Source organism: Terriglobus saanensis SP1PR4, from assembly GCF_000179915.2.
In the GTDB taxonomy this organism is placed as follows: domain Bacteria; phylum Acidobacteriota; class Terriglobia; order Terriglobales; family Acidobacteriaceae; genus Terriglobus; species Terriglobus saanensis.
Window position 1 is genome coordinate 561,732 of the sequence record NC_014963.1, and the last position, 25,280, is coordinate 587,011.

At 58.6% G+C, this 25,280-nt stretch carries 15 protein-coding genes; 12 read left to right on the top strand and 3 right to left on the bottom strand.

Annotated elements, in window-relative coordinates; all coding sequences use genetic code 11:
- Window positions 1–56: 56 nt before the first annotated feature.
- Window positions 57–1,742 carry a B12-binding domain-containing radical SAM protein gene (locus tag ACIPR4_RS02340; RefSeq protein ID WP_245536433.1) on the bottom strand — a complete coding sequence of 562 codons (1,686 nt, stop codon included), beginning with the start codon at window positions 1,740–1,742 and terminating at the stop codon, window positions 57–59.
- A gap of 200 nt (window positions 1,743–1,942) precedes the next feature.
- Here ACIPR4_RS02340 and ACIPR4_RS02345 point away from each other — a divergent pair, with 200 nt between their 5' ends.
- Window positions 1,943–3,907, top strand: coding sequence for a copper amine oxidase (locus ACIPR4_RS02345; RefSeq protein WP_013567041.1), 1,965 nt, complete (start codon window positions 1,943–1,945; stop codon window positions 3,905–3,907).
- A gap of 97 nt (window positions 3,908–4,004) precedes the next feature.
- On the opposite strand, the gene ACIPR4_RS02350 is transcribed toward ACIPR4_RS02345, so the two are convergent.
- Window positions 4,005–5,105, bottom strand: a complete 1,101-nt coding sequence (locus ACIPR4_RS02350; protein WP_013567042.1) for an SIS domain-containing protein — start codon at window positions 5,103–5,105, stop codon at window positions 4,005–4,007.
- A gap of 90 nt (window positions 5,106–5,195) precedes the next feature.
- Between ACIPR4_RS02350 and ACIPR4_RS02355 the strand changes: the two genes are divergently transcribed.
- The 6 genes from ACIPR4_RS02355 (at window position 5,196) to ACIPR4_RS02380 (ending at window position 13,355) form a co-directional block, all read left to right on the top strand.
- Window positions 5,196–6,572, top strand: a complete 1,377-nt coding sequence (locus tag ACIPR4_RS02355; RefSeq protein ID WP_013567043.1) for a sugar porter family MFS transporter — start codon at window positions 5,196–5,198, stop codon at window positions 6,570–6,572.
- On the top strand, window positions 6,572–7,507 hold the full coding sequence (locus tag ACIPR4_RS02360) for an ROK family protein (protein ID WP_013567044.1): 936 nt from the start codon (window positions 6,572–6,574) through the stop codon (window positions 7,505–7,507). Before ACIPR4_RS02355 ends, ACIPR4_RS02360 begins: the two co-directional genes overlap by 1 nt.
- A 27-nt stretch (window positions 7,508–7,534) precedes the next feature.
- Window positions 7,535–9,919, top strand: coding sequence for a GH116 family glycosyl hydrolase (locus ACIPR4_RS02365; RefSeq protein WP_013567045.1), 2,385 nt, complete (start codon window positions 7,535–7,537; stop codon window positions 9,917–9,919).
- A gap of 61 nt (window positions 9,920–9,980) precedes the next feature.
- Complete coding sequence (gene gmd, locus ACIPR4_RS02370; RefSeq protein ID WP_013567046.1) at window positions 9,981–11,057, top strand: GDP-mannose 4,6-dehydratase; 1,077 nt, start codon at window positions 9,981–9,983, stop codon at window positions 11,055–11,057.
- A gap of 2 nt (window positions 11,058–11,059) precedes the next feature.
- A complete protein-coding gene (locus tag ACIPR4_RS02375) occupies window positions 11,060–12,022 on the top strand; it encodes a GDP-L-fucose synthase family protein (protein WP_013567047.1) in 963 nt (320 codons plus the stop codon).
- A gap of 85 nt (window positions 12,023–12,107) precedes the next feature.
- Window positions 12,108–13,355 (top strand): nucleoside permease, encoded by a 1,248-nt coding sequence (locus tag ACIPR4_RS02380; RefSeq protein WP_013567048.1) that lies wholly within the window; start codon window positions 12,108–12,110, stop codon window positions 13,353–13,355.
- Here ACIPR4_RS02380 and ACIPR4_RS02385 read toward each other — a convergent pair.
- Window positions 13,342–14,532 carry an N-acetylglucosamine-6-phosphate deacetylase gene (locus ACIPR4_RS02385; RefSeq protein WP_013567049.1) on the bottom strand — a complete coding sequence of 397 codons (1,191 nt, stop codon included), beginning with the start codon at window positions 14,530–14,532 and terminating at the stop codon, window positions 13,342–13,344. The genes ACIPR4_RS02380 and ACIPR4_RS02385 overlap by 14 nt on opposite strands.
- A gap of 100 nt (window positions 14,533–14,632) precedes the next feature.
- Between ACIPR4_RS02385 and ACIPR4_RS02390 the strand changes: the two genes are divergently transcribed.
- From ACIPR4_RS02390 to ACIPR4_RS02410, 5 genes are all read left to right on the top strand, one after another.
- Window positions 14,633–16,027, top strand: coding sequence for an amidase (locus tag ACIPR4_RS02390; RefSeq protein WP_245536434.1), 1,395 nt, complete (start codon window positions 14,633–14,635; stop codon window positions 16,025–16,027).
- 245 nt (window positions 16,028–16,272) lie between these two features.
- A complete protein-coding gene (locus ACIPR4_RS02395; RefSeq protein WP_013567051.1) occupies window positions 16,273–17,397 on the top strand; it encodes a TIGR03435 family protein in 1,125 nt (374 codons plus the stop codon).
- A gap of 5 nt (window positions 17,398–17,402) precedes the next feature.
- A complete protein-coding gene (locus ACIPR4_RS02400; RefSeq protein ID WP_013567052.1) occupies window positions 17,403–20,453 on the top strand; it encodes an outer membrane beta-barrel protein in 3,051 nt (1,016 codons plus the stop codon).
- A gap of 8 nt (window positions 20,454–20,461) precedes the next feature.
- Window positions 20,462–22,585 carry a VWA domain-containing protein gene (locus ACIPR4_RS02405; protein WP_041586342.1) on the top strand — a complete coding sequence of 708 codons (2,124 nt, stop codon included), beginning with the start codon at window positions 20,462–20,464 and terminating at the stop codon, window positions 22,583–22,585.
- A 236-nt stretch (window positions 22,586–22,821) separates the two neighbouring features.
- Window positions 22,822–25,275 carry a glycogen/starch/alpha-glucan phosphorylase gene (locus ACIPR4_RS02410; RefSeq protein ID WP_013567054.1) on the top strand — a complete coding sequence of 818 codons (2,454 nt, stop codon included), beginning with the start codon at window positions 22,822–22,824 and terminating at the stop codon, window positions 25,273–25,275.
- Window positions 25,276–25,280 lie beyond the last annotated feature (5 nt).

The following is a 25,280-nucleotide window of genomic DNA, read 5'->3' on the forward strand; positions in this document are numbered from 1 at the left end:
AAAGAAACGGCAGCCTTCGGGCTGCCGTTCTTTGCGTAACTTAGTCAGTTCATTCGCTAAATTCTGTTTGAGATTTGTACCTGAGTCAGTTGTGGACGCACCTTGGCGCGCGGTTCCCATGTTGGATAGATGAGTTCTGGCATGGGCTTGGACTGGAAGATTTTGCGCGTCTGGCGAGCAATCCAGCGGGCGGAAGATTTCGCTTTCTTGCGTCGTGCACTGTCGGTTGAGATGCCGGTGCCTGCATACATCTGGCGATAGAGCTTGGAGAGTAGAACGAAGGCGACGCGCGCGCGCAGGGTGGGTGTGCAGGCTGAGCGTTTCCAGACAGCGCTGAGGTCGTAGAAGCGGTCCCAGACGCCCTGCGTGCGTTCGCGGATTTCGTCTGAGCTCATGGATGGATGCGGCGTGAACATCTTGGGGCGAATGGCTGTGGGGATGAGCCAGTAGCGCGTGATGGGAATGTCTCCGACCATCTCTGGATTCTCAGCTTGTTCTTTTTCCCATCGGCCGAAGTCGACGGTGCCGGGGAAGGGAGTCATCATGACGAACTGTGCGAAGGTGACGCCTGCTTTGAGCGCGAGTTCGACGGTGGCTCCAAAGGTACTCGGCTTGTCCGTGGGCAGGCCGAAGATAAAAGAACCCAGGACGTGAACGCCGTGTTCGCGGAAGGTCTGGAGTTGCTGCACGAGACGGTCGCCGGAGTAGTTGAAGTCTTTGAAGACGGCTTTGAGGCCTTCGGGGGTGACGGCCTCAACGCCGACGAGTGCACCCTTGATGTTGGCGCGGCGCATGGCGTCGAGGTACTCGGTGTCTTCGGCGGACTCCATGGTGATCTGGGTGAAGAAGACCATGTCCTTGGGCAGCTTGGCGAGTTCGGCCATGAGGGAGAAGCGTTCCGCGCGGATGGCAAGAAGCGATTCCAATTTTTCCGCGTTGTTCTGCTCGCGGGCGAGACGGAGGTCCGTGAGCGTGACGGGGTAGAAGTTGTCGTCCGCGAGGGCGATGAAGCGGAAGCCAAGGCGGCGGAGATCGATGATTTCGTCGATAACCTTTTCGAAGGAGCGCTGCCGAGGCTTTTGTCCGTCGGTGCGCCAGACGGAGCAGAAAGAGCAGTGCTTGGGGCATCCTCGGATGGTCTGTACGGAGGCCCACATATATTTGTCGGTCTGCATGAGGTCCCAGCGGGCGGCGAGGAAGTCGTCCCCTTCGATCTTGCCGCCGTCGTAGATTCTGCCCGCACATCCGGCCTGAATGTCGCGGAGGACTTGTCCCCAGGCGATGTCGCCGTCACCTTTGACGACGACGTCTGCGGCGCCGTACTCGAAGGGCTCCTCGGGGAAGAGCGTGGCGTGAATGCCGCCATAGACGACGGTGGCGCCGCGTTCGTGCGCGAGCTTGCCGACTTCGTAGCCGCGCAGGGCGTTTCCGGTGTGGACGCTGATGCCGACGATGTCGCCGGCGTGAATGGTTTCGGGATCGAGCTGTTCAATCGACTCGTCGACGAGGGTGGGGTCGCCCATGGAGCGAGGTGTAGCTGCGGCCAGAACGAAGAGCCAACGCGGCGTGATCACGGCGGTTCCAAAGGAGTTATCGCTTGGATTAATGAGGTGCACAATCATACGCGGCGCTCCCAGCATTCGGTAGCCCCTGGGCCTGAAGTAGCGGCGATCCCCAGAGGAGGTGAAGTGCATGGTTGCGCCCAGCGAAAGATCGTTTCGCGCGAGGCTGTCTGAAAGCATACGCCTTGTGTTTTCTTTCAGGCATAACCTTGCGCCCGATTTTCAACCGGATTTGTAAACGCAAATTCGGTTTTGGTAGGACAAAAGGGCCTTTCGCTTGTTTTTCTCTGTGTCATGATGGGAGAAACTTTGCCAAATCCTTCTGACCATTGGGCCCTACGCGGTGCTCACTGCGAAATTTCTATCTAAGAGGAACTCGATTGAAGTTACTGAATGTTGCAGGGTACGTCTTATTGGCTTCCGTTCTTTGTCCCTTGGCGATGCATTCGCAGGCGCGTGTGCCGCAGCATCCGCTGGATGCGCTGACGACTGAAGAGTATTGGGAAGCTCATGAGGTCCTGCAGAAGAGCGGGCACCTTTCGGAGAAGACGTACGTCTCCACGCTGCTGCTGCATGAGCCGCTGAAGAGCACGGTGCTTGCCTGGAAGGAAGGGGATGCGATTCCTCGGGAGGCGGATATCGTTCTTGAGGCTGAGGGCAAGACGGTGGAGGCGCGCGTCGATCTGGCAGCACACAAGCTTGAGTTCTGGAAGGTGATCGAAGGGGCGCAGGCTCCGTTTACGAATACCGAGATGGACGCGATTGCGGAGGTGTCAAAGAAAGATCCCCGCGTTCTGGCCGGATTGAAGGCACGCGGGATTACGGACCTGAGCACGGTGCATTGCCAGCCCATTCCTCTCACCTTTCGCGTGTTTCCGGAGGAGGAGGGTCACCGCATCGGTTACGGAACGTGTACGGACGAACGTGGTGCGTATCACTACTGGGGCAGGACGATTGAAAATCTCTACATCCTTGTCGATGTGACGGCAGAGAAGGTCTTGAGCGTCGTGGATCGCGGGCCGATACCCATGCCCACCGGGGATGCGAGTTTTGAAGAATCGGAGGCAATGCCGCGGGAGGGCACAACGCCGCTGCTGGTGACGCAGCCGATGGGGCCCGGCTACAAGATCGACAAGGGCGAAGTGTCGTGGCAGAACTGGAACTTCCGCTTTCGCATAGACCCGCGCGTCGGTGCAGTGGTGAACCTGGTGAAGTACAAGGACGGGGAGCGGCTGCGGTCGGTGATGTATGAGGGGTCGCTTTCGGAGATGTACGTTCCTTATATGGATAAGGATCAGGGATGGAGCTGGCGGGCGTTTCTGGATGCGGGAGAGTTTCTGATGGGTGGGCTGTTCAAGCCGCTGACGTCGGACGATTGCCCGGACCGGGCGCAGTACTTCAATGGATTGGTGCCTTCGGATACAGGCAGTCCGATGCTGAAGCCTCGATTGGCATGTATGTTTGAGCGGACGCTCGACAATCCTGCGTGGAGACACGGAGAGCCCGATCTGACGAGTGGACGGCCCAGCCGGGAGCTTGTGTTGCGCACGGCTGCGGTGGTGGGGAACTACGACTACATACTGGACTGGGTTTTCCAGCAGGATGGAACGATTCGCGTAGCTGTGGGTGCGACCGGAATCGTGGAGACGAAGGGTGTGAAGGAAGACCACGTGGAGCATGCCATGGGGGACGGTCCGCCGAAGCCTGAGTATGGAACGCTGGTCGCGCCGCACCTTCTGGCCGTGAATCATGACCATTACTTTTCGTATCGGCTGGATCTGGATGTGGACGGGCAGAATAACAGTTTTATGATCGACCGGCTTGTTCCGCAAAAGGTTGAAGGCGCTGTCCGGAAGAGTATCTGGGCGGATGAGTCGTCGATGGCGCATACGGAGAAGGACGCGATTCTGGATCTCGATCCGAAGCGGCCGGGGATGTGGCACTTTATCAACCCCGCGCAGCACGGTGCGATGGGATATCCGACGGGCTACGAGATCATGCCGGGAGCGACGGGCGTTGCATTCGCTGCGGCTGACGATCCCGCGCAACGCATGGGGCAGTTCGCGACGCACCAGATCTGGGTGACTCCATATGTGCCGGAGGAGCGCTATGCGGGCGGGACCTATGTGACGAGTGGCAAGGGCATGGACGGTCTACCGGCGTGGACCGCCTTCAACCGCAGGATCGAGAACACGGACATCGTGGCCTGGTACACGCTGGGGTTTCATCACGTGGTGCGGCTGGAGGACTGGCCGGTGATGCCGACGATGTGGCATGACTTTCTGATTCGACCGATGAACTTCTTCGACAAGAACCCCGTTCTGACGATCCCGCACCAGCCTTGAGCTTGGCGGGGCGATGACGGGGTGGGGAATGCCTTAAAAGCGGATTCCTCCGCTTCGCTGCGGAATGACAAATTGGGGGCGCTACGAAAGATAGCGTCTACTGCACCATCTCTCCGTAGGCAAAGCGCGGCGGAAGGCGGCAACCGTTGCGCTCGATCATGGCGAGGGTGAGCGCCTGCGGGACGAGGATGGAGGTGATCCCCTCCCATGGCTCGGAGACGGCTCCGATTTTGATGGGGAGGAGCCGGTCTGTCCGTTCGTGATCTTCGCTTGAGATGAGGAGGACTTTGCCACCGCGCTTGTTGCACTCCGCTGCGAGCTTGAGGCCGAGGCCTGCGGCGCGTCCGAGAGCGAAGATCATGGCGACGTGGGTGCCGTCCACGTCGAGGTTCGGGCCGTGGCGGAAGCCTGCGCCGGTGTGCGGCGCGGCGCGGAAGCCGCTCATCTCGCGGATGGTGAGCGCGCCCATGATGGCCCCGCCGTATGCCGCGCCGCGGCCTACCAGTTCGATGTTTGCAGCGCCGCGTGTGAAGGCTTCGAGTTCATTCCGCATGGAGAAGACGGGTTCGAGATGGCTGGTGAAGACGTCGATGGCGTGTTGTGCGTCGTCGAGCCATGGGTGGTTGAGGATCTCCGAGGCGAGAATGATCGTGGCGGCCGTGGAGTTGGTGTAGGTCTTGGTGGCGTTGCCATACTCCGGACCGGCGAGGATTGGGAGCTTGTTTTCTGCGAGGTTCCAGCAGGTGCTGGCGGAGTTGTTGCAGAGGAGGGCGGCTGGCTGTTTCGTGTCGCGCTTGACGAGTTCGACGAGTTCGGCGCTCTCTCCTGAGGTGGTGAGGAGGACGGAGAGCGCAGCTTCGTCCCAGACGGGTTTGCCGTAGTGGAGCCACTCTCCTGCGTCGAGGCTGAAGGCGGAGCGGCCATTCGATTGGAGGTGGATGGAGCCGCTGACGGCCGAGCAGAGCGAACCACCCATGCCAATAAAGAGTACGGGATTGGAACTATTTGCAGCGTCGCTGATCTTTTTTAGCTGTGCTTGAATGGCCGCATCGGTGGAATAGGCCACCAGGAGTTCCCGCAGGAGCGAAGGCTGTTCGCGGCACTCGTATTCGAGGATCTGTGTGCCGTCGTAGGAGAGAAGTTCTCTGGATGGCTCGATGCCGTTGATCCAACGCGGAGCGGGTTTATTCTGACTCATCGATTTCTTTCTTGTTCTAGGCCAAATGACTCGCGGTAGAGGCGACGTCCAAAGGCTATCATTCGTACGAATACCAACCGAGGTGTCTCCTTGTCCAGCTTGCATGTGATGGCGAAGCCGCGTGTGAACCGCGGATTTTTGTGGAGAGTTTCTCTGATTGCAGGTCTGGGCGGCATCCTCTATGGATTTGATGTCGGCATTATTGCGGCGGCGCTGGTCTTCGTGCGCAGTACGTTTGCCTTGTCCACACAGATGCAGGAGCTGGTCGTCAGCGTGGTCCCGATGGGCACGATGGCGGGGGCGATTCTGGGCGGCATTGTGTCGGACAGGCTGGGACGCCGGTCTACGCTGCTATGGTCCGGAGCGATTTTCATCTTTGGGTCGGTTTTAGCTCCCGCTTCGCCGAATGTGGCGACGTTGATTGTGGCGCGCCTGCTGCTGGGGGTTGCGATCGGTTTCACTTCGGTGACCGCGCCGGTCTACGTATCCGAACTTGCGCCGCCGCAGTCGCGCGGAAAGCTGATCGGGTTCTACCAGTTCGCCCTGACGCTTGGGATCGTGCTGGCAAACGTGGTGGGCTACTGGCTGGCCGGGCAGCATGCGTGGAGGCTGATGTTTGGCCTGGGCGCTTTACCGGCGGTGGTGTTCTTCTTCCTCGTGCTGACGGTGCCGGAGAGTCCGCGATGGCTCTATGCGCAGGGGCGCGTGGTGGAGGCGGAGAAGGTGCTCCTCTCGTATACCGATGAGGCCGGGGCCGAGGAGTTACTGGCGGATATCGAAGTGGCGTCCAGGACAAAGGTCGACCGGCGGTGGAGCGTGCTCTGGACTCCGGCGGTGCGGCGTGGCCTTTTAATTGCAGTGGGATTTGTGGTGTTGCAGCAGTTCACCGGGATCAACGCGGTGATTTATTACGGCCCGCAGATCTTCGCTTTGGCTGGGATTACCTCCAATGAAAATGCGATCTTTGCGGCGCTGCTGGTGAGTGTGATGAATATGCTGGCGACGATTATCGCGTTGTTCCTGGTGGACAGGCTGGGGCGCAAGCCGCTGCTCTACGCGGGTCTGAGCGGGATGATGGCGTCTCTGTTTGTGCTGGCCTATTCGTTTCAGCACGCGGCGGCACTGGGTCACTCGCTGGGACTGGTGGCGACGGGTTGTCTGGTGGTTTACATTACGTGTTGCGCGGCGAGCATGGGGCCGATTGCGTGGATTCTGGTCTCTGAGGTATTTCCGCTACGGGTGCGTGGGCGGGGCGCTGCGGCGGCGACGCTGGGGTACGGAATCTCCAATACGCTGGTATCGCTGACATTTCTTTCTGTTTTGCAAAGGGTAGGTACGGCGATGACGTTCGCGATGTTCGGTCTTTGTTGTGTGGTGACGCTGGCGTTTGTGCGTTGGGTGGTGCCGGAGACGAAGGGGATGGAGCTGGAGAGTATCAGCGCGGCGCCCGTGGAGATGCGTCCCTGATGAAAGGCTATGTTGCAGCGGTAGATATCGGCGGAACAAATCTTCGTGTCGCGCTGGCGGACCTTGCGGGCAAGGTCATCGCGCGGTGGTCTGCATCGACCGAAGGCATCCGCGATGCTGCGGTGGTGGTGGAGATGATGCGCACCGGAATGGAAGAGATGCTGGATGAGCACTCTTTGGACAAGAGCGATCTCCGCGCCGTGGCGGCGGGTGCGCCGGGCGTAACGGACGTAGAAGCGGGCGTGGTGATTGCGACCTCTTACCTGATGGGATGGCGTGATGTTCCTCTCCGCGCCATGCTGGAGGAAGCGTTTGGTGTCCCCGCTACCGTGGACAACGATGTGAATGCTGCCGCGGTCGGTGAGGGTTGGGCTGGAGAAGCGCAGGGTGTGCGTGACTTTGTCTTCGTTGCGATTGGCACGGGAGTCGGCGCGGGTATTGTGTTGAACGGGAAGCTGTTCCAGGGGATGGGATGGACGGCGGGAGAGATCGGATACATGCTCGTTCCGGGCACGCCGGAAGAGCCCGTGGAGCGCGGAAAGCCTGGGGCCCTGGAAGGTGTTGTGGGCGGTGAGGGGATCCGGGACTATTGGCATAACGCATGGCGAGCGAAGAAGACGGGCCTGCCGCGGATGTTGCATGCGACGGAGATCTTCGACGCGGCGATGCAGGGAGACGAGTTGGCCGAGGCGGTCCTGCACCGTTCTGCAAAGACACTCGCCTACGCGATTTACAACATGGCGTTGGTCATTAACTGTCCGCTCTTTGTGCTGGGTGGCGGCGTAGGCATGCATCCCGCTCTGGTGGACGAGACACGAAGGATCCTGTACGAGCGGGGGACGCGGATCCGGCCCGAGATCGTTTCCAGCACGCTTGGAGCGGACGCACAGCTTATGGGAGCGGTGCGGTTGGCCCTGGATCTGGTGACGGTCTAACGATTACTTTCTGGAGATGGAGAGATCTTGAACCTACGGTCACGTGCTTTTTGCCTGGTTTTCTTTCTTGGATGTCTCACTGCTTTCGCGCAGGATGGAATTCCGAAGTCTGCCTGGCGAAGGCCGCTCGGGCTGCCTTTAGAGAACGCCGGGGTAAAGCGTGTGGCGGGCGACATTGATGACGGCTACTGGCAGGGAGCACCTGTCGGTGGCTTTGGGGCTGGAACTTTTTCGCGCAGCTATCGCGGAGACTTTGCGCGATGGCATATCAAAGCGGGCGTCCACAAGTACGACGTCAGTTATGCCAACGAGTTTGCGATGTTTCAGCAGGTCGAAGGAGAAGCGACCGGAGTGGCGAAGGTCCTGCTGAACGACCATCCCAAGCAGGGTGAACTTGCCAGCTGGTCGTGGGATTATCCGGTGGGCGCGGGAGAGTATGCGGCGCTGTACCCGAAGTCCTGGTACGACTACCGCTGGGAGAAGTTTCCGGCGCACGTCACCCTGGAGCAGTACTCGCCGGTGATTCCAGACAACTACCGCGAATCGAGTTATCCCACGGCAGTCTACCGGTGGCATGCGGAGAATCCCACGGACAAGACGGTGACGGTCTCGGTGCTGCTGTCGTGGACGAATATGTCCGGGTGGTTTCGTACCTTTACGCATGACTTCAAAGGCGCGCCGAACCAGGGGAACTACGACACGTACAGAAATGAAGCGGGGATGAAGGGCATCGTCTTTGACCGTAGTCGTGCGGGCGTTGCGCCCAATGAGTGGGACGGGCAGTTTGCGATTGCTGCGATGGAGACGCCCGGTGTCGAGGTCACGTATCAGACCAGCTTTCAGGCGGCAGGGGATGGCAAGGCAGTCTGGTCTCACTTTGCCAGGGATGGACGTCTCCCGAACGACGATACCTCCTGGGTGAGCGATGGGGAGAAGCTCGCCGGGGCGATTGCGGTTCGTTTCACGCTGAAGCCGGGCGAGAAGAAGGTTGTGCCGATGGTGATTGCGTGGGACCTGCCGGTAGTGCAGTTTGGCGAAGGCCGCCAGTGGAACCGCAAGTACACCGATTTCTATGGGACAGACGGAAAGAATGCATGGAAGATCGCGCGCGAGGGCCTGCTGCATGCGCAGGAGTGGAGCGATGCTATCGATGCCTGGCAGAAGCCGACGATCACGGATGAGAGCAAGCCGCTCTGGTATCGAGGGATGTTATTCAACGAGCTGTATGCCTTGACCGACGGAGGCACGTTCTGGGGGCGGCCGGTGGGGAGCGACAAGAAGCTTCCGGCTTCGTTCGCTCTGTTGGAGTGCTTCGACTATGCCTACTACGGGACGCTGGATGTGCGGTTCTATGCGTCGCTGCCGTTACTGAAGTTTTGGCCTGAGATCGACAAGCGCGTTTTGCGCGAGTTTGCCGAGACGGTGGAGAAAGAGTGGTCGGAGAAGGGGTTGTGGGTTTGGAAGACCGCCGAGACGGGATCTCCGGTGCTCCATAAGCGGAAGAAGGTTGGTGCGGTTCCCCATGACCTTGGGGTGCCGGAGGGAGATCCGTTCTATGTCGTGAATGAACCGGGATGGCAGGACACGAATGACTGGAAAGACCTCAACTCGAAGTTCGTGCTCATGGTTTATCGCGATTATGTGCTGACTGGACGGACGGATAAAGCGTTTCTGCAGGAGACGTGGCCTGCGGTGAAGGCAGCGATTCAATATCTGCGGCAGTTCGATCATGGCCGAGGTGTGCCGGAGAACAGCGGCTATCCTGACCAGACGTATGACTCGTGGGTTGTGCGCGGTGTGAGTGCGTACTCCGGTGGGTTGTGGTTGGGAGCTCTGCGTGCGGGCGAAGAGACGGCGAGGGTACTGGGCGACTGGACGGCGCAAGCGGAATATCAAGCACTCTTTGCAATGGCGCAGAAGACGTATGTTGCGACTTTGTGGAACGGTGAATATTTTCTATATGACACCGACGCCAGCAACAAAGGTGTCATTCAGGCTGACCAACTCGCGGGGCAGTGGTATGCGCATATGACGGGTCTGGGAGACCTGGTTCCAAGAGCCATGCAGAGATCGGTACTGAAAAAGATCTATGCGTTCAACGTGAACCAATTTGGAGACGGCAACCTGGGCGCGGTCAATGGAATGAATGCCGACGGGACCGTGGTGGATAACGTAGAGGCCAGGGAGGTGTGGGCAGGAACGACGCTGGGCTATGCTGCCCTGCTGAAGAGCCTGGGGATAGAAGAGGAAAGTTATCATGTGGTGCATGGCCTGTTCCACGTAATCTACGAGAGCAAGGGCTACTGGTTTCGCACACCGGAGGCCTGGGACGTGACGGGAAACTTTCGCGCCTCCATGTACATGCGTCCCGCTGGTCTGTGGGGGATGGAGATGATGCCAGCCGTGCGTTGAGCATGAAGGTGGCCTAATTCTGATAAGTTGAAGCCTGAGATCCAGGTAGATAGGAGACATTTTGAAGAAAGCACTGATCACGGGCGTGACGGGACAAGACGGAGCTTACCTGGCAGAGTTTCTGCTGCGCAAAGGGTATGAGGTCCACGGCGTCAAACGCCGCTCGTCTTTATTCAATACCGCACGCATTGACCATCTCTATGAAGATCCCCATTTTTCCGAGAATCGGTTCTTCCTTCATCATGGCGACCTGACGGATTCGTCGAGCTTGCTCCATATTGTGGAGAAGGTCCGTCCGGATGAGATCTACAATCTTGCGGCACAGAGCCACGTGCAGGTGTCCTTTGAGGAGCCGGAGTACACGGCAAACTCCGACGCGATTGGCGTATTGCGTCTGCTGGAAGCGATCCGCACCCTTGGGCTTGTCGAAAAGACTCGTTTTTATCAAGCGTCTACTTCGGAGCTTTATGGCCTGGTGCGCGAGACGCCGCAGACAGAGAAGACTCCGTTCTATCCGCGTTCGCCCTATGGCGTCGCGAAGATGTATGGCTACTGGATTACGGTGAACTACCGCGAGTCGTACGGGATTCACGCTTCCAATGGGATTTTGTTCAACCACGAGTCTCCGATCCGCGGCGAAACGTTTGTCACGCGCAAGATCACACGCGCTCTGGCCCGTATCAAGCTGGGCACGGAGAAGCGGCTCTTCCTGGGGAACCTGGATGCGAAGCGCGATTGGGGCCATGCCCGCGATTACGTGGAGATGCAGTGGCTGATGTTGCAGCAGGACACACCGGACGACTACGTCATCGCGACCGGCGTGCAGTATTCGGTGCGTGAGTTTGTGGAGCGCAGCGCGGCTCTGCTGGGCATCCATCTGACCTGGAAGGGTAAGGGTGTGGATGAGACGGGTACCGACCAGAATGGAAATGTGATCGTCTCGGTCGATCCCCGCTACTTCCGTCCTGCCGAAGTGGAGACGCTTCTGGGAGACGCGACCAAGGCCCGTGAGAAACTTGGATGGACTCCGCAGACTTCTTTCGACGATCTGGTGCGAGAGATGGTGGAGTCGGACTTCAAGATCGCCGAGGGTGAGAAACATCTTCGCGAACGTCCGGATGTGGGCCTGGGGAACTAAGCATGATGATGCAGTCCGACAGTCGTATTTTTGTAGCCGGGCATCGCGGTCTGGTGGGGTCCTCGCTGGTGCGAGGACTCCAGCGGAAGGGTTTTACGAACCTTCTCACTCAGACACGCGCACAACTCGACCTTTCTGACCGGGAGGCCGTGGCGAAGTATTTCGAAGAAACGAAGCCGGAGTATGTTTTTCTGGCGGCGGCGAAGGTGGGCGGCATTCTGGCGAACGACACATTGCCCGCCGACTTTATCCGTGACAATCTCGACATTCAGAACAGCGTGATCGAAGCCAGCTACCAGGTTGGCGTCAAGCGACTGCTCTTTCTGGGATCGAGCTGCATCTATCCGAAGGCGTGTCCCCAGCCCATCCGTGAAGAGTACCTGTTGACCGGACCTCTGGAGCAGACCAACAGGGCTTATGCGCTGGCGAAGATTGCCGGCATCGAGATGTGCTGGGCCTATAACCGCCAGTATGGAACCAAGTATCTGGCAGCGATGCCTTCGAACCTCTACGGTCCGGGGGATAATTTCGATCTGCAGTCGTCGCACGTTCTGCCGGCGCTGATTCGCAAGGCGCACGCCGCGAAGAAGAGTGGGAGCGAGTTCGTGGTCTGGGGCAGCGGGAAGCCGCAGCGAGAGTTGCTCTATTCGGATGATTTGGCGGATGCTTGCCTTTACCTGATGAGCTCGGAAGATGCGCTCTTCGATACGCTTCTGAAAAGTGACGAGCCACCTTTAATTAACATCGGTGCTGGTTCGGACGTCACCATTCGGGAGCTAGCCGATCTCGTAGCCAAGGTCGTCGGTTTTGAGGGAGCGATGATCTTTGACGCTTCGAAGCCGGACGGCACGCCCAAAAAGCTTATGGACAGTACGCGCATGCGCGGTCTGGGTTGGGCACCGAAGGTTGGGCTTGAAGATGGAATCCGCTCGGTCTACGAAATGGTGAAGAACGAACTGGACTAAACGTTCGCGCCCGCGTCTGATACTCAAGCAGAGTTGGCAGTGATACCGTCATCTCGAGCAGTTTTTGAACGGAGCGGTGCGACGAATGACGAACCCGATGAAGGCGCGCCTGAGCGCGATGATGTTTCTGGAGTATTTTGTCTGGGGTTCCTGGTACGTCACGTTGGCGACGTGGCTGACGAGCTCGCTCCACTTTACCGGGCAGCAGATCGGTCTTGCCGCCGGAACAACGGCTGTCGGAGCGATGATTGCGCCGTTCTTCATGGGGCTGGTGGCGGATAAGGTCTTCGCTACGGAAAGACTGCTTTCTTGCCTGCACCTGCTGGGCGCTGTGCTGCTCTTCGTCGGCTCGCAGCAGGTAAGTTTTGCGCACCTGTATGTCGTGGTGCTTCTATACTGCCTCTGCTTTATGCCCACGCTGGCACTGACGAATTCGCTGGCCTTCCGGCAGATGAGCGACCCTACGACCGAGTTCGGCGCGATCCGCGTGTTGGGTACTGCGGGATGGATTGTTGCGGGTCTTCTGGTCGGTTCGCTGGGGCTGGAGAGCACAGCTCGGCCGATGCAGCTGGCGGCTGCGGCGTCTGTCGTGATGGCGGTCTACTGTCTCACCCTTCCGCATACGCCACCACTCGCGCGGGGCACGGGGTTTTCCGTGGAGAGCGTCTTCCCGCGTGAGGCGATCGGCCTTTTGAAAGAGCGATCGATGGCAGTCTTTGCCCTGACGTCGTTCTTCATCTGCATTCCGCTGCAGTTTTATTACGCGTTTACGAACCTGTTTTTGAATGAAGCCGGTGTACAGAACGCTGCGGGCAAGATGACGGGCGGGCAGGTGTCCGAGTTGTTGTGCATGGTGCTTCTGCCATGGTTCTTCCGTCGACTGGGAGTGAAGTACATGCTGGCGGCGGGGATTTCCGCGTGGGCGCTGCGGTATGTCTTCTTCGCGCTGGGCGGCGTGGACCGCATGCCCCTGCTCTGGCTGGGAATTATTCTCCATGGCATCTGCTATGACTTCTTCTTTGTGACGGGCCAGATCTACATCGACCGCAAGGCGTCGCTGGCCCTGCGAGCGGCGGCACAGGGGCTGATTACATTCATCACCTACGGTGCGGGGATGTTTGTCGGTTCGTGGCTTTCGGGTGCGGTGGTCGAACACTACACCATCGTTGTGGCGGGTGGAGCTGTGATGCACGACTGGCGGTCGATCTGGCTGCTCTCTGCTGGAGCTTCTGCCGCGGTGCTTGTCATCTTCCTGGTGGCGTTTACGGACAAGAGCGTGAAGCATGCGACCCTCGCGGGTGACGATGCTTTGGCGCCAGCTACTTTGACGTAGGGCTTCGCTCCGGTTGACCGGCCAGCCACACTTGTTCGATCTGAAGGACGGATCTCTGCGCATCCCACTGAAAGGTGAAGAGGTCCGCGCGCGCTCCGGGGAGGAGACGACCACGGCCTCCGGCAAAGGCTCCGGGATTGGCGGTCGCGAGCGGGAGAATCGATCCAAGGGGAAGGCGGGTTAAGCGGACGGCTTCTCCGATGCAAAAGATCAAAGGCACAGCAGCGCCTGCGAGCGTTCGTGCGCCTGCCATGGAGAGCCTGCCGTCGGCAGAGAGTTCGACCTGTCCGCCGACGGGTGTGTCGTATCTTCCAGGCGGCATCCCGGCGAGAGCCACGGCGTCCGAGACGAGGATGCTGCGGTGCAAGCCTTTTGCGTGCAGCATGGCCTGAAGGACCTCCGCAGGGAGGTGGTGGCCATCTGCGATGAAGCTTGCTGTCAGGCGTTCATCCGCTAACTGAGGCCACATGGGATTCAGGTGTCGGTCGAGCTGGAGTGCGACTCCGTTGCCGAGATGGGTGGAGAGGCGAGCGCCCGCGTCGACGGCGGCACGAATCTGCGAGGAGGTCGCGTGCGTGTGGCCGATGGAGACGTGGACGCCGCGTTCGGTGAGGGCGGAGATGTATTCGTCCGAGCGGGGAAAATGGGGCGACAGCGTCACGAGACCGACGAGGCCGTCGCATGCGGCCTGCCAGCGGTCGAACTCGGCGATGGATGGCGGACGGACATCTTCCAGGGGATGTGCGCCGCGGTATCCATCGAGCGGAGAGATGTGCGGCCCTTCGACATGGACAAACGGGATGCAGGCGAAGGCGGTGGCGTCGGATCGTCGCGCTTCCGCGATCGTCGCGAGGCCACGGAGGAGTTCCGGTTCCGAGGCGGTGATGAGCGTGGGTGCGAAGGTGGTGACGCCCGTGGCGAGCAGTTCGCGTGTGAGGCTGGAGACTGTCGCGACGGTGAGGTCGGCACTGTTGAGGTCGAAGCCCCGGTAGCCATTTACCTGTAGATCCACCAGGCCTGCGGAGAGGTAGGTTTTGCCGTCGTACTCCGTCTCGGTGATGGCCGTGATGAATCCGTCTTCCGCAGTGACCGTGATGCCGTTCCCGGTGAACGGATCGCGTCCCGAGATGCTGATTTCACCCATGTTCCGTCCCGATCCGATGCTGTCTTTGAGCATGTTTCATGATGTCACGATGCCATGGGTTCACGTCTGCGCTATAAGAAGAAGTATCCATATCAGTTCTGCGCAACGATCCGTACCAGGATTGAGGAGATGTATGTCGATGGAGAACGTCCTGAAAGTCGGCAGCGAACCGCTGCGTCCGATAGCGCAAACGCTGCAATGCCTTGCGCGAGGAGAAGTCACCAGTCGGAGCTTAACGGACGATTGTCTGCGCGCCGTTGCCGATCCGCAGGGTGAGGGCAAGCGTACGTTTACGCGTGTGTATGAAGAGTCTGCTCGCACGACTGCCGACGAAGTGGATCTGCGGAGGAGCGAAGGTGTGGTTGCCGGGCCATTGGCTGGTCTGCCAATCTCGATCAAGGATTTATTCGATGTTGCGGGAGAGACCACGCTCTCGGGATCGACGGTCCTTGCGGACGCACCTTCCGCGACAGCGGATGCGGCGGTGGTGAGCCGTCTGCGCCAGGCGGGTGCGGTGCTGATCGGGCGGACAAATATGACGGAGTTTGCTTACTCCGGGCTGGGGTTGAATCCACACTATGGGACGCCGAAGAATCCTTATGATCGTGCGACGGGGCGGATTCCTGGTGGTTCGTCGTCGGGCGCGGCGGTGTCAGTCAGCGATGGTATGGCGGCGGCAGCGGTCGGTTCGGATACTGGCGGGTCGATTCGGATTCCCGCTGCGCTGTGTGGTCTGACGGGGTTTAAGCCGACTGCCCGGCGCGTTTCGATGGAGGGCGTGCTCCCGCTTTCGCCGACTTTGGACTCGATTGGTGTGATCGCTCCGACGGTGGCATGCTGTGCCCTGGTGGATGCGGTGCTGGCAGGGCAAGCCACGATTACTCTACTGCCAGGACCGCTTTCGGGCATGCGCTTCGGTGTATTGCGGGGATTTGTTTTGGATGGCATGGAGGACGAGGTGGCTCGCGCCTTTTATACTGCGCTCTCGACGCTCTCCAAAGCGGGCGCAAAAGTTGAGGACCTTTACTTCGGGTCGTTGGACAGGGTTCCGGGGGCAAATCAGTTTGCCGCTCCTGAGGCGTTCGCGTGGCACCGCGAGCTTCTGGCGATGCACGGCGACCGCTACGACCCACACGTGGCCATTCGCATACGGCATGGAGCCGGGGTGTACGCCTGCGACTATCTCGATCTCTTCACGATCCGCACGGAGATAATGCGTGAAGCCGCACGCACGTTCGAGGGTTTCGATGCCGTTCTGCTCCCCACGGTGCCGTGCATAGCGCCTGCGATTGCAACGCTGGAAGCAAGTGACGATGCGTACTTCGATGCCAACGGTGCCGTGCTCCGGAATCCGAGTCTCTTCAACTACCTCGACGGTTGCGCGCTTTCTATCCCGTGCCATCGTCCTGGCGAGGCCCCTGTGGGCCTGATGGTTGCGGGTCTGGGAGGTTGGGATGCCCGAATTCTTCGCGTCGGCGCGGCCATCGAAGCAGCGCTTTTGCAGCAGGGCTGCGCGATCTTTTCTTGATCGTTCGTAAGTAGCGATAAAAAAGTTAGAAAAAGAATCGAAGACTCGCTACCGTTCCTTCGATTTCTTGCGTCTAGAAGGAACCTTATGAGTTAGAACCACGTACAAGCCTCCGTGGTGGTACGTTTCGATCAAGGCATCGCCGGTAACGGCTGTGTGTTCTTTCGTGCCATGTTTTTCCAGAAGATGAAATAAGCTCGCCCAGATACGGCAACAGAATCATGGATGTTTTCAGGAGAAGACGTATGAAGAAGCTGTTGCTTTGGCTGGTAGCCCTCGTTTCATTTTCCGCAGGAGCTTTGCAGGCCCAGGACGTTGTAGGGACATGGCAGGGAACGTTGCAGGCGGAGAAGGATCTTCGGATCGTCGTCAAAGTTTCAAAGACGGATGCCGGTGCCTTGAAGACGGTCAATTACAGCATCGACCAGGGCGGTCAACCTATGAACGCCAACACCTCTTCGCTGCAGGGATCGACTTTCAAGTTTACGATCACCGGGATCGGTGGCTCGTATGAAGGCAAGGTGAGCGCCGATGGAAAGACCATCACCGGCACATGGACGCAGGGCAAGCCTCTGCCGCTGGTGCTTACACGCGTAACCCCTGAGACGGCATGGGCTATACCGGAGCCGCCACCACCGCCGAAGATGATGGCGGCGGATGCGTCACCCACCTTTGATGTCGCGACGATCAAGCCTAGCGATCCTGAAAAACAGGGCCACGGCATACGGGTGAATGGACGGAACTTCTCCACGCTGAACACGACGCTTGCCGATCTGATCGAGTTTTCCTATGGCGTTCACATGCGCCAGATCGTCGGTGCTCCGGAGTGGGTGGACAAAGATAAGTACGATATTGCCGCTGTGCCTGATGGCGAGGGCATGCCGAATGACAAGCAGTGGAAGGGCATGATTCAGAAGCTGATTGCGGACCGCTTCAAGTTGAAGTTTCATCACGACAAGAAGGAACTCGCCGCTTATGCTTTGACCGTCGGCAAGACACCACTGAAGATTACGAAGAGCGAGAGTAACGGACCGCTTCCGGGACTCTTCTTTCACCCGGTGACGGGCGGCCTGATGTTGACGACTCGCAATGCGAAGATCGAAGACTTCACCGGGCTTCTCCAGGCGATCGTGCTCGACAGGCCTGTGGTCGATCAGACCGGAATCGAAGGAAGGTACGACTTCGATCTCAGCTTTACTCCGGACGATTCACAGTTCAACGGACGCTTCCATACTGCAGCGGCTACGGAAAACCCTCTGCCGGGACTCTTTACGGCAATTCAGGAACAGCTTGGCTTCAAGCTGGATCCCGTCAAGACTGCCGTCGACGTGCTGATGATCGACCACGCAGAAAAGCCGACCGATAACTAACCTTCATGACGCCCAAGGCTCTACATCTCGGACGCTTATGCTCTCTCTGTCTCTTCGTCTGCCTCGCTGTGTTGGCGAGCCGGGCGGTGGCTGCGGAGTATCGGGGGCAGGTCGTCTACGGAGGCCTGCCCGTTCCGGGCGTCACCGTTACGGTGGTCCAGGGAGGCAAGACGTTCACCACGGTTACGGACGATCAAGGTGCGTACTCGTTTCCTGATCTCGGCGATGGCGCGGGCCGGCTGAAGGTGGAGATGCTCTGCTTCTCGCCCATCGAAGAGGCGATTACTGTTGCCGCTGGAGCACCGGCAGCCAAGTGGGAACTGAAGCTGCTTTCCATCGAACAGATCCGGGCGCAGGGTGCCGTGGCGCAGCGTGTGTATGTGGTTCCGGAAGCACCCAAGGCGGAGAAGCCGAAGACGACAGCGCAGGGAACTCTGGAGGTTGCGCCTCCACCTCCTCCGCCGGACGATGCTTCGCAACGCGCGGCAGACGGCCTGCTCATTAACGGGAGTTCGAATAATGCTGCGACTTCGGCTTACTCGCTTGCGCAGGCCTTCGGTAATCGGAGGAACGGAAACAAGGGGCTTTATAACGGCGGTGTTAGTTTCATCCTGGATAACTCGACCTTCGATGCGCGACCGTACTCCCTCAGCGGGTTGGAAACAGACAAGCCTGCCTACAATCTCGTGACGGCTGGATTTACCTTTGGCGGGCCGATCCGGATTCCGCACTTGATCCGCAACGGCCCCAACTTTTTCGTCGCTTACGAGTGGACGCGCAACAACAATTCCACCGCGCAGTCTGCTCTTGTGCCGACCCAGGCGCAGCGGAACGGCGACCTCTCCGCGCAAACCACATCCATCATCAATCCCCTTACCGGGCAGCCCTTTGCGAACAATCAGATCCCCGTAAGTGCACAGGCGCAGGCGTTGCTCAATCTCTATCCCCTGCCGAATGTCGCCGGTAACCCGCGCTATAACTTCCAGGTTCCGATTGTGAACAGCACGCATCTGGACGCCATGCAGACGCGCCTGGATAAGACGATTGGCCGCAGGGACCAAGTCTATGGGCGCTTTGCATTTCAATCGTCGCGCAGTGGGAGCGCCAACTTTCTTGGCTTCAACGACACGACGAATGCTTTCGGCCTGAATACGAGCATCAACTGGTCGCATCGCTTCAATCCGCGCACGGCAATCATTCTCGGCTATCAATTCAGCCGGCTCTCCAGCACCGTGACGCCGTTCTGGAAAAACCGCGCGAATATCTCCGGTCAGGCCGGCATTACGGGGAACAACCAGGATGCGATCAACTGGGGTCCGCCGACCCTCAGCTTCGTCAGTGTCAGCAGCCTGACGGACGCGCAGAGTTCCTTCAATCGCAACCGCACCGATGGCGTGTCGCTTTCGGCGATGTGGAACCGTTCGCCGCACAACGTTACGATAGGCGTGGACTATCGCAGGCAGGGGTACAACGATCTCTTTCAGCAGGACCCGCGCGGCACTTTTTCTTTTACTGGCGCAGCGACGCAGGGAACGGCTACGGGCAGTGGTTCGGACTTCGCTGATTTCCTGATCGGTGTTCCTGATACCAGTTCGATCGCCTTCGGCAACGCGGACAAGTATCTTCGCCAGAATGTCTATGACGCGTACTTCACCGACGACTGGCGGATCAACTCGCAGTTCACGGCGAACATCGGCATGCGCTGGGAGTACGGCTCGCCGATGACGGAGCTGAAAGACCGTCTCGTCAATCTCGACATTGCGCCGAACTTTAGTGCAGTGTCTCAGGTACTCGCGAGCGAGCCCGTGGGTCTGCGTACGGGGCAGCATTATCCGGGTTCGCTGATCCGGCCAGACCGTCGCAGCTTCGAACCGCGCATCGCTGTGTCATGGCGTCCGATTGCGGGTTCGTCGATGGTGGTTCGTGGAGGCTATGGCATCTACAGCGACACCTCCGTCTACCAGGCGACGACGCTTCGGATGGCCCAGCAGGCTCCGCTCTCGAAGAGTCTGAGCGTGTCGAACAGTCCAACCTGCCAGCTCACGCTGGCGGATGGCTTTAACTCCTGTGGCTCTACGACACAGAATACGTTTGCGGTGGATCCTAATTTCCGCGTGGGGTATGCGCAGGTTTGGCAGCTCGCGGTGCAGAGAGACCTTCCCGCCGCTCTGCAAATGACGGCGACGTATCTCGGCATCAAGGGGACACGCGGTGTGCAGCAGTTTCTGCCCAACACCTATCCGATCGGTGGCACAAACCCATGCCCCGCATGCCCGATTGGCTTTACCTATCGCACGTCGAACGGTAACTCGACGCGCGAGTCCGGACAGCTTCAACTTCGACGCAGGCTGCGGAGCGGGTTTACCGCGTCGCTGCAGTATGTGTATTCGAAATCGATCGATAACGATTCGCAGCTTGGCGGGCAGGGAGCTACGCTGACTTCGAACACGAGCACGCAGATCACGCAGGGTGTAACCGCGCAGAACTGGCGCGACCTTAGTGCAGAGCGTGGTCTCTCTACCTTCGACCAGCGGCATCTTCTTACACTTTCCGCACAGTACACCTCGGGCATGGGCAGTGGAGGAGGCACGCTGATGAGCGGATGGCGCGGCACTCTGTTGAAGGAGTGGACGATGCTGACGTCCATCACCGCGGGCACAGGCTTGCCTGAGACGCCGATCATTCCCTCGGCCGTTCCCGACACGGGCGTCACCGGAAGCATTCGCGCAAACTATACTGGCGCTTCCATTCACGCGGCGCCCGCAGGCCTCTTCCTTAATCCGGCAGCGTTCACGGCTCCTGTTGCTGGGCAGTGGGGCAATGCAAGCCGAGGGTCGATTACAGGGCCCCATCAGTTCACATTGAACGCATCTGCTGCGCGCACCTTTCGGATGACGAACCGCTTCAATCTAGATCTGCATATTGATGCGACGAACCTGTTGAATCACGTGAACTTCACGAGTTGGAACACCACCGTGACCAGCACGCAGTACGGTCTGCCCGTAGCCGCGAATGCGATGCGCAGCCTGCAGACCACTTTGCGGTTGAGGTTTTGAGTATGCCCATGCGACGCCTCATACCGGTTCTCTCTCTGGCGCTTGCATTTGCGCCAGCGCTCACTGCGCAGGTGGTCGGGCAGAATCAGCCGACGGGAAGCAATGGGACGTACACGATGACGGTACGGTCGCAGCTCGTCATCGAAGCTGTGACCGTCAAAGACAAAAAAGGCAATCCCATTCCTGGCCTGACGACGAAGGACTTTACGCTCACGGAAGACGGCGTTCCACAGACGATCCGTTTCGTCGAGCATCAGACTCTTCCATCTGCTGCCGATGCGAAACCCATTGCTCCGCCTTCGCAGGAGAACGTCAAGATTTATAACAAGCTCGCGCTGAGTCAGATTTCTACGGACAAGACGGGGAATGTCCGTTACAAAGATCGACGTCTGCTGGCGCTGTACTTCGATATGTCCGCGATGCCGCCGCCGGACCAGTTGCGCTCTCTTGCTGCGGCCGAGAAGTTTGTAAGAACGCAGATGACGGATGTCGATCTGGTCGCCATCCTTCGTTACACCGGCGGCGCTGTGAATGTGTTGCAGGACTTTACTGCGGATCGCCCACGCATTTTGAGTATCCTGCAGACGATGATCGTCGGCGAGGGGCAGGGCATGGATGAATCCACCAGCGCTGATTCGGACGCTGCGGATACCGGCGCGGCCTTCGGGCAGGACGACAGCGAGTTCAACATCTTCAACACCGACCGCCAGCTTTCTGCTTTGCAGACGGCGGTAAAGACGCTTGGTCAGTTGAGCGAAAAGAAGTCGCTCCTCTACTTTGCCAGCGGTCTGCGCCTGAACGGGACAAACAATCAGGCGCAGTTGCACGCGACGATTGACGCGTCGATTCGTGCGGGTGTTTCCATCTGGCCGATCGACGCGCGCGGTCTCGTGGCGGAAGCACCCCTCGGCGATGCGACGCAGGGCTCGCCCGGTGGTGCGAGCATGTATAACGGCGTGGCAGCTTCGGCGGCTACCACACGGTTTCAGCAGTCACAGGACACTCTCTATGCGCTGGCAGGCGACACCGGAGGCAAAGCGCTCTTTGATAACAACGATTTGTCGATGGGCATCGTGAAGGCGCAGCAGAGTGTCAGCAGTTACTACATCCTTGGTTACTACACGACCAACCCCAATCTCGATGGTCGTTTCCGCCGTATCAAGATCACAATGAACCCGGAGATCGCGGCCGATCTTGAATATCGTCAGGGCTACTTTGCAGGCAAGGAGTTTGCCAAGTTCAACGCAGTCGATAAGGAGCGACAGCTTGAAGATGCTCTCATGCTTGGCGATCCGATTACAGAGCTCACCATTGCGATGGAGATCAATTACTTCCAGCTCAATCGAGCCGAGTATTTTGTTCCTCTGGTGGTGAAGATTCCGGGACGTGAGCTCTCGCTCGCCAAGCAGCACGGTGCGGAGCACACGCTTATCGACTTTGTCGGAGAGATCAAGGACAACTACGGCGACACGACCGTCACCAATCTGCGCGACAACGTGAACATCAAGCTTACGGACGCGACGGCTGCCGAGCTCGCAAAGCGTCCGATTGAATACGATGCGGGCTTTACCGTACTTCCGGGAAAATACACGATCAAGTTCCTCGCGCGCGACGATGAGACGGGGCGCATCGGAACGTATCAGACGACGTTTGTGATTCCGAATCTCAACAAGGAAGAGAAGCATGTTCCGACGAGCTCTGTTGTCTTAAGCAGTCAGCGTGTGGATCCCAAAGATGCGCTCTATAACGCAGCGAAAGGAAAAGACCTCGCAAAAGAGTCTGCGGTAAATCCGCTGGTGCAGAACGGACAGAAGCTGATTCCCAGCGTGACCAGGGTCTTCAGCAGAGGCCGCGATCTGTACGTCTATCTGCAGGCGTACGAGCAGGCATCGGAGAGTGCTGCGCCACTTGTCTCTTTCGTGACGTTGCTTCAGGGAAAGACCAAGGTCTTTGAGTCCCGGCCCATCGAAGCTCCTCGTGCGGTCGACGCCCACCTGCAAAAAATCCCGCTCAACTTCACGCTTGACCTCAAAACGCTTCCGCCGGGAGAGTACACCTGCCAGGTGACCGTTTTAGATACGGCGAGTCAGAAGGCATCATTCTGGCAAGCTCCCATTCTGCTTGTGCCGTGAGGATGCTGAGCGAAAAGATGAATATACGCAAAATTTCTACGGCGTAGGTTCTGCAGCGATGATTTTTCATGCAAAAAGATTCAAGAACATACGACGCGAAAAAGTGCCTTCCATATCGCTTCCACCCCATCGAGGGGTGGAGACGATCTTTGTGACGCGGTAGACTCCGGAGCAGCGGCAGAACTCTTTCAGCGAAGTCATGCTGGCAGCAAGGTTCTTCCGCCCGAGGAGAAAGCATGCCGGTTGAGAAGCAAGCGGGGGAAGCACAGACTTCCATTCGTGCCGCGTTCCTGAATCACCTGACCCACACGATTGGGCGTACGTTGGAGAACTCCACCCCGTTGGAGCAGTATCGCGCCCTAGCGCACACGGTGCGTGATCTTGTGATGGAACACTGGATTACGACGGTCAATAGCTATAGGGATCGCGATCTGCGCATCGTCTCTTATCTTTCGGCGGAGTTCCTGCTTGGACCACATCTTCCAAACAATCTGCAGAACCTCGGTCTCACGCAGGACTGTACCGCGGCGCTGAGTACGCTTGGTTTGAACTTCTCCGAGATCGCTGTACAGGAGCCGGAGCCGGGCCTGGGCAATGGCGGTCTTGGGCGTTTGGCTGCATGTTTTATGGATTCTTTGGCGACGTTGCAGGTGCCTGCGATCGGCTACGGCATTCGCTATGAGTTCGGTATGTTCCGCCAGGAGATTCGCGACGGTTGGCAGGTTGAACGCACGGACAAGTGGCTGCAGTTCGGTAATCCCTGGGAGATCCCTGCTTCGGATGCGTGCTTCTCTGTCGGCTACGGAGGCACGGTGGAGATGGTGACAGACGAGTCAGGGCGCCTGCGCCCTCTCTGGAAACCGGGTCAATGCGTAAGGGGAGTTCCCTACGACACGCCTATTTCCGGATACCAGACGAATACTGTGAACCGTCTGCGTCTCTGGAAAGCGGAAGCGATTGAGTCCTTCGATTTTCAGGCCTTCGACACCGGCGACTACATGGGCGCAGTGCGCGAAAAGCTTGTGTCGGAGACGATCACGAAGGTGCTTTATCCGAGCGACGATACGCCGGAGGGCAAACGTCTGCGTCTTCAGCAGCAGTACTTCTTCGTGGCCTGCTCGCTGCAGGACATGATCCGTATCCATGGCGTTCGCCAACGACCTCTTAACGAGTTTCATCTTAAGTGGTCGGTGCAGTTGAACGATACGCATCCGTCCATCGGCATTGCAGAGCTGATGCGTTTATTGATGGATGTGCACGACTTTGGATGGGATGAGGCGTGGGAGGTCACGCACAAAACCTTCGGTTATACGAACCACACTCTGTTGCCGGAGGCGTTGGAGCGTTGGTCGCTGCCGCTGTTTGCGGAGTTGCTGCCTCGTCATCTGCAGATCATCTTTGAGATCAATCGACGCTTCCTCGACGATATGCGGCAGCGGTTTCTCAACGACGACGAAAAGATGCGACGCATGTCGCTGATCGGTGAAGAGGGAGAGCGGTCTGTCCGCATGGCGAATCTTGCCGTCGTCGGCAGCAAGGCGGTGAATGGCGTGGCCGAGTTGCATACAGAACTTCTTGAAGAAGAGACGCTGCATGACTTCTACGAAGCGTTCCCGAAGCGCTTCAGCAACAAGACGAATGGCGTTACGCCACGGCGCTGGCTCATGCTCTGCAATCCCGCTCTTGCAGGTCTGATCAACGAGTCCATCGGCACCAAGTGGCACACGGAGCTGGATGAACTGCGCGGCCTGGAGAAGTTTGCAGGCGATCAAGGCTTCCTTGATCGCTGGGAGAAGACGCAGCATGCAACGAAGGCGGAACTCGCCAAGTACATCCAAAGCACAACGGGCATTGCGGTCGATCCTGCGTCGATGTTCGACGCGCAGGTCAAACGTATTCATGAGTACAAGCGGCAGCATCTGAATGCGCTGCACATCCTCAGCCTGTACTGCCAGATCAAGGCGCAGTCGGGTCTCACCATGACGCCGCGCACGTTTATCTTCGGCGGAAAGGCCGCGCCTTCGTACAAGATGGCGAAGCTCATCATCAAGCTGATTCATAGCGTGGCGGATGTGGTGAACAACGACCCGGATGTGCGTGGCCAGTTGAAGGTTGTGTTTCTGGCGGACTACAGCGTCTCGCTCGGTCAACGCGTGTATCCCGCAGCGGACCTTGCGGAGCAGATTTCGACGGCGGGCAAAGAGGCCTCCGGTACGGGGTGCATGAAGTTCCAGATGAACGGAGCGGTGACGATTGGCACACTGGATGGTGCAAACATCGAGATCCGCAAAGAAGCAGGCGAGGAGAACTTCTTCCTCTTCGGTCTCACAGCGCCACAGATCGGCGATCTTCAGCGTGGCGGCTATCGACCGCGTGACTTCTACGAACGCAATCCCTTGCTGCGCGAAGTGATCGACGGTTTACAGAATGGGCGTTTTAGCAACGGCGATCGTGCGCTCTTTGCTCCGCTCGTGTCTGATCTTTTGGATCGCGACAGCTACATGCTGCTCGCGGACTTCGATTCTTACTCCACGGTTCAGGAAGAGGTTGGACGTGCTTATGGAGATTCGCCTCGCTGGGGCCGCATGTCCGTGTTGAATACCGCACGTTCGGGCAAGTTCTCTTCCGACCGCACCATCCGGGAGTACTGTAGAGATATCTGGGACGTTCCTGTGATGTCCCGCACTTAGAACCC

Bases quoted from the DNA above. Each gene is read 5' to 3' on its own strand.
- ACIPR4_RS02350 (WP_013567042.1), bottom strand. From the start codon at position 5,105: ATGAGTCAGAATAAACCCGCTCCGCGTTGGATCAACGGCATCGAGCCA.
- ACIPR4_RS02385 (WP_013567049.1), bottom strand. From the start codon at position 14,532: ATGCTCAAAGACAGCATCGGATCGGGACGGAACATGGGTGAAATCAGC.
- ACIPR4_RS02410 (WP_013567054.1), top strand. From the start codon at position 22,822: ATGCCGGTTGAGAAGCAAGCGGGGGAAGCACAGACTTCCATTCGTGCC.
- ACIPR4_RS02390 (WP_245536434.1), top strand. From the start codon at position 14,633: ATGTCGATGGAGAACGTCCTGAAAGTCGGCAGCGAACCGCTGCGTCCG.
- ACIPR4_RS02395 (WP_013567051.1), top strand. From the start codon at position 16,273: ATGAAGAAGCTGTTGCTTTGGCTGGTAGCCCTCGTTTCATTTTCCGCA.
- ACIPR4_RS02375 (WP_013567047.1), top strand. From the start codon at position 11,060: ATGATGATGCAGTCCGACAGTCGTATTTTTGTAGCCGGGCATCGCGGT.
- ACIPR4_RS02360 (WP_013567044.1), top strand. From the start codon at position 6,572: ATGAAAGGCTATGTTGCAGCGGTAGATATCGGCGGAACAAATCTTCGT.
- ACIPR4_RS02340 (WP_245536433.1), bottom strand. From the start codon at position 1,742: ATGCTTTCAGACAGCCTCGCGCGAAACGATCTTTCGCTGGGCGCAACC.
- ACIPR4_RS02405 (WP_041586342.1), top strand. From the start codon at position 20,462: ATGCGACGCCTCATACCGGTTCTCTCTCTGGCGCTTGCATTTGCGCCA.
- ACIPR4_RS02380 (WP_013567048.1), top strand. From the start codon at position 12,108: ATGACGAACCCGATGAAGGCGCGCCTGAGCGCGATGATGTTTCTGGAG.
- ACIPR4_RS02400 (WP_013567052.1), top strand. From the start codon at position 17,403: ATGACGCCCAAGGCTCTACATCTCGGACGCTTATGCTCTCTCTGTCTC.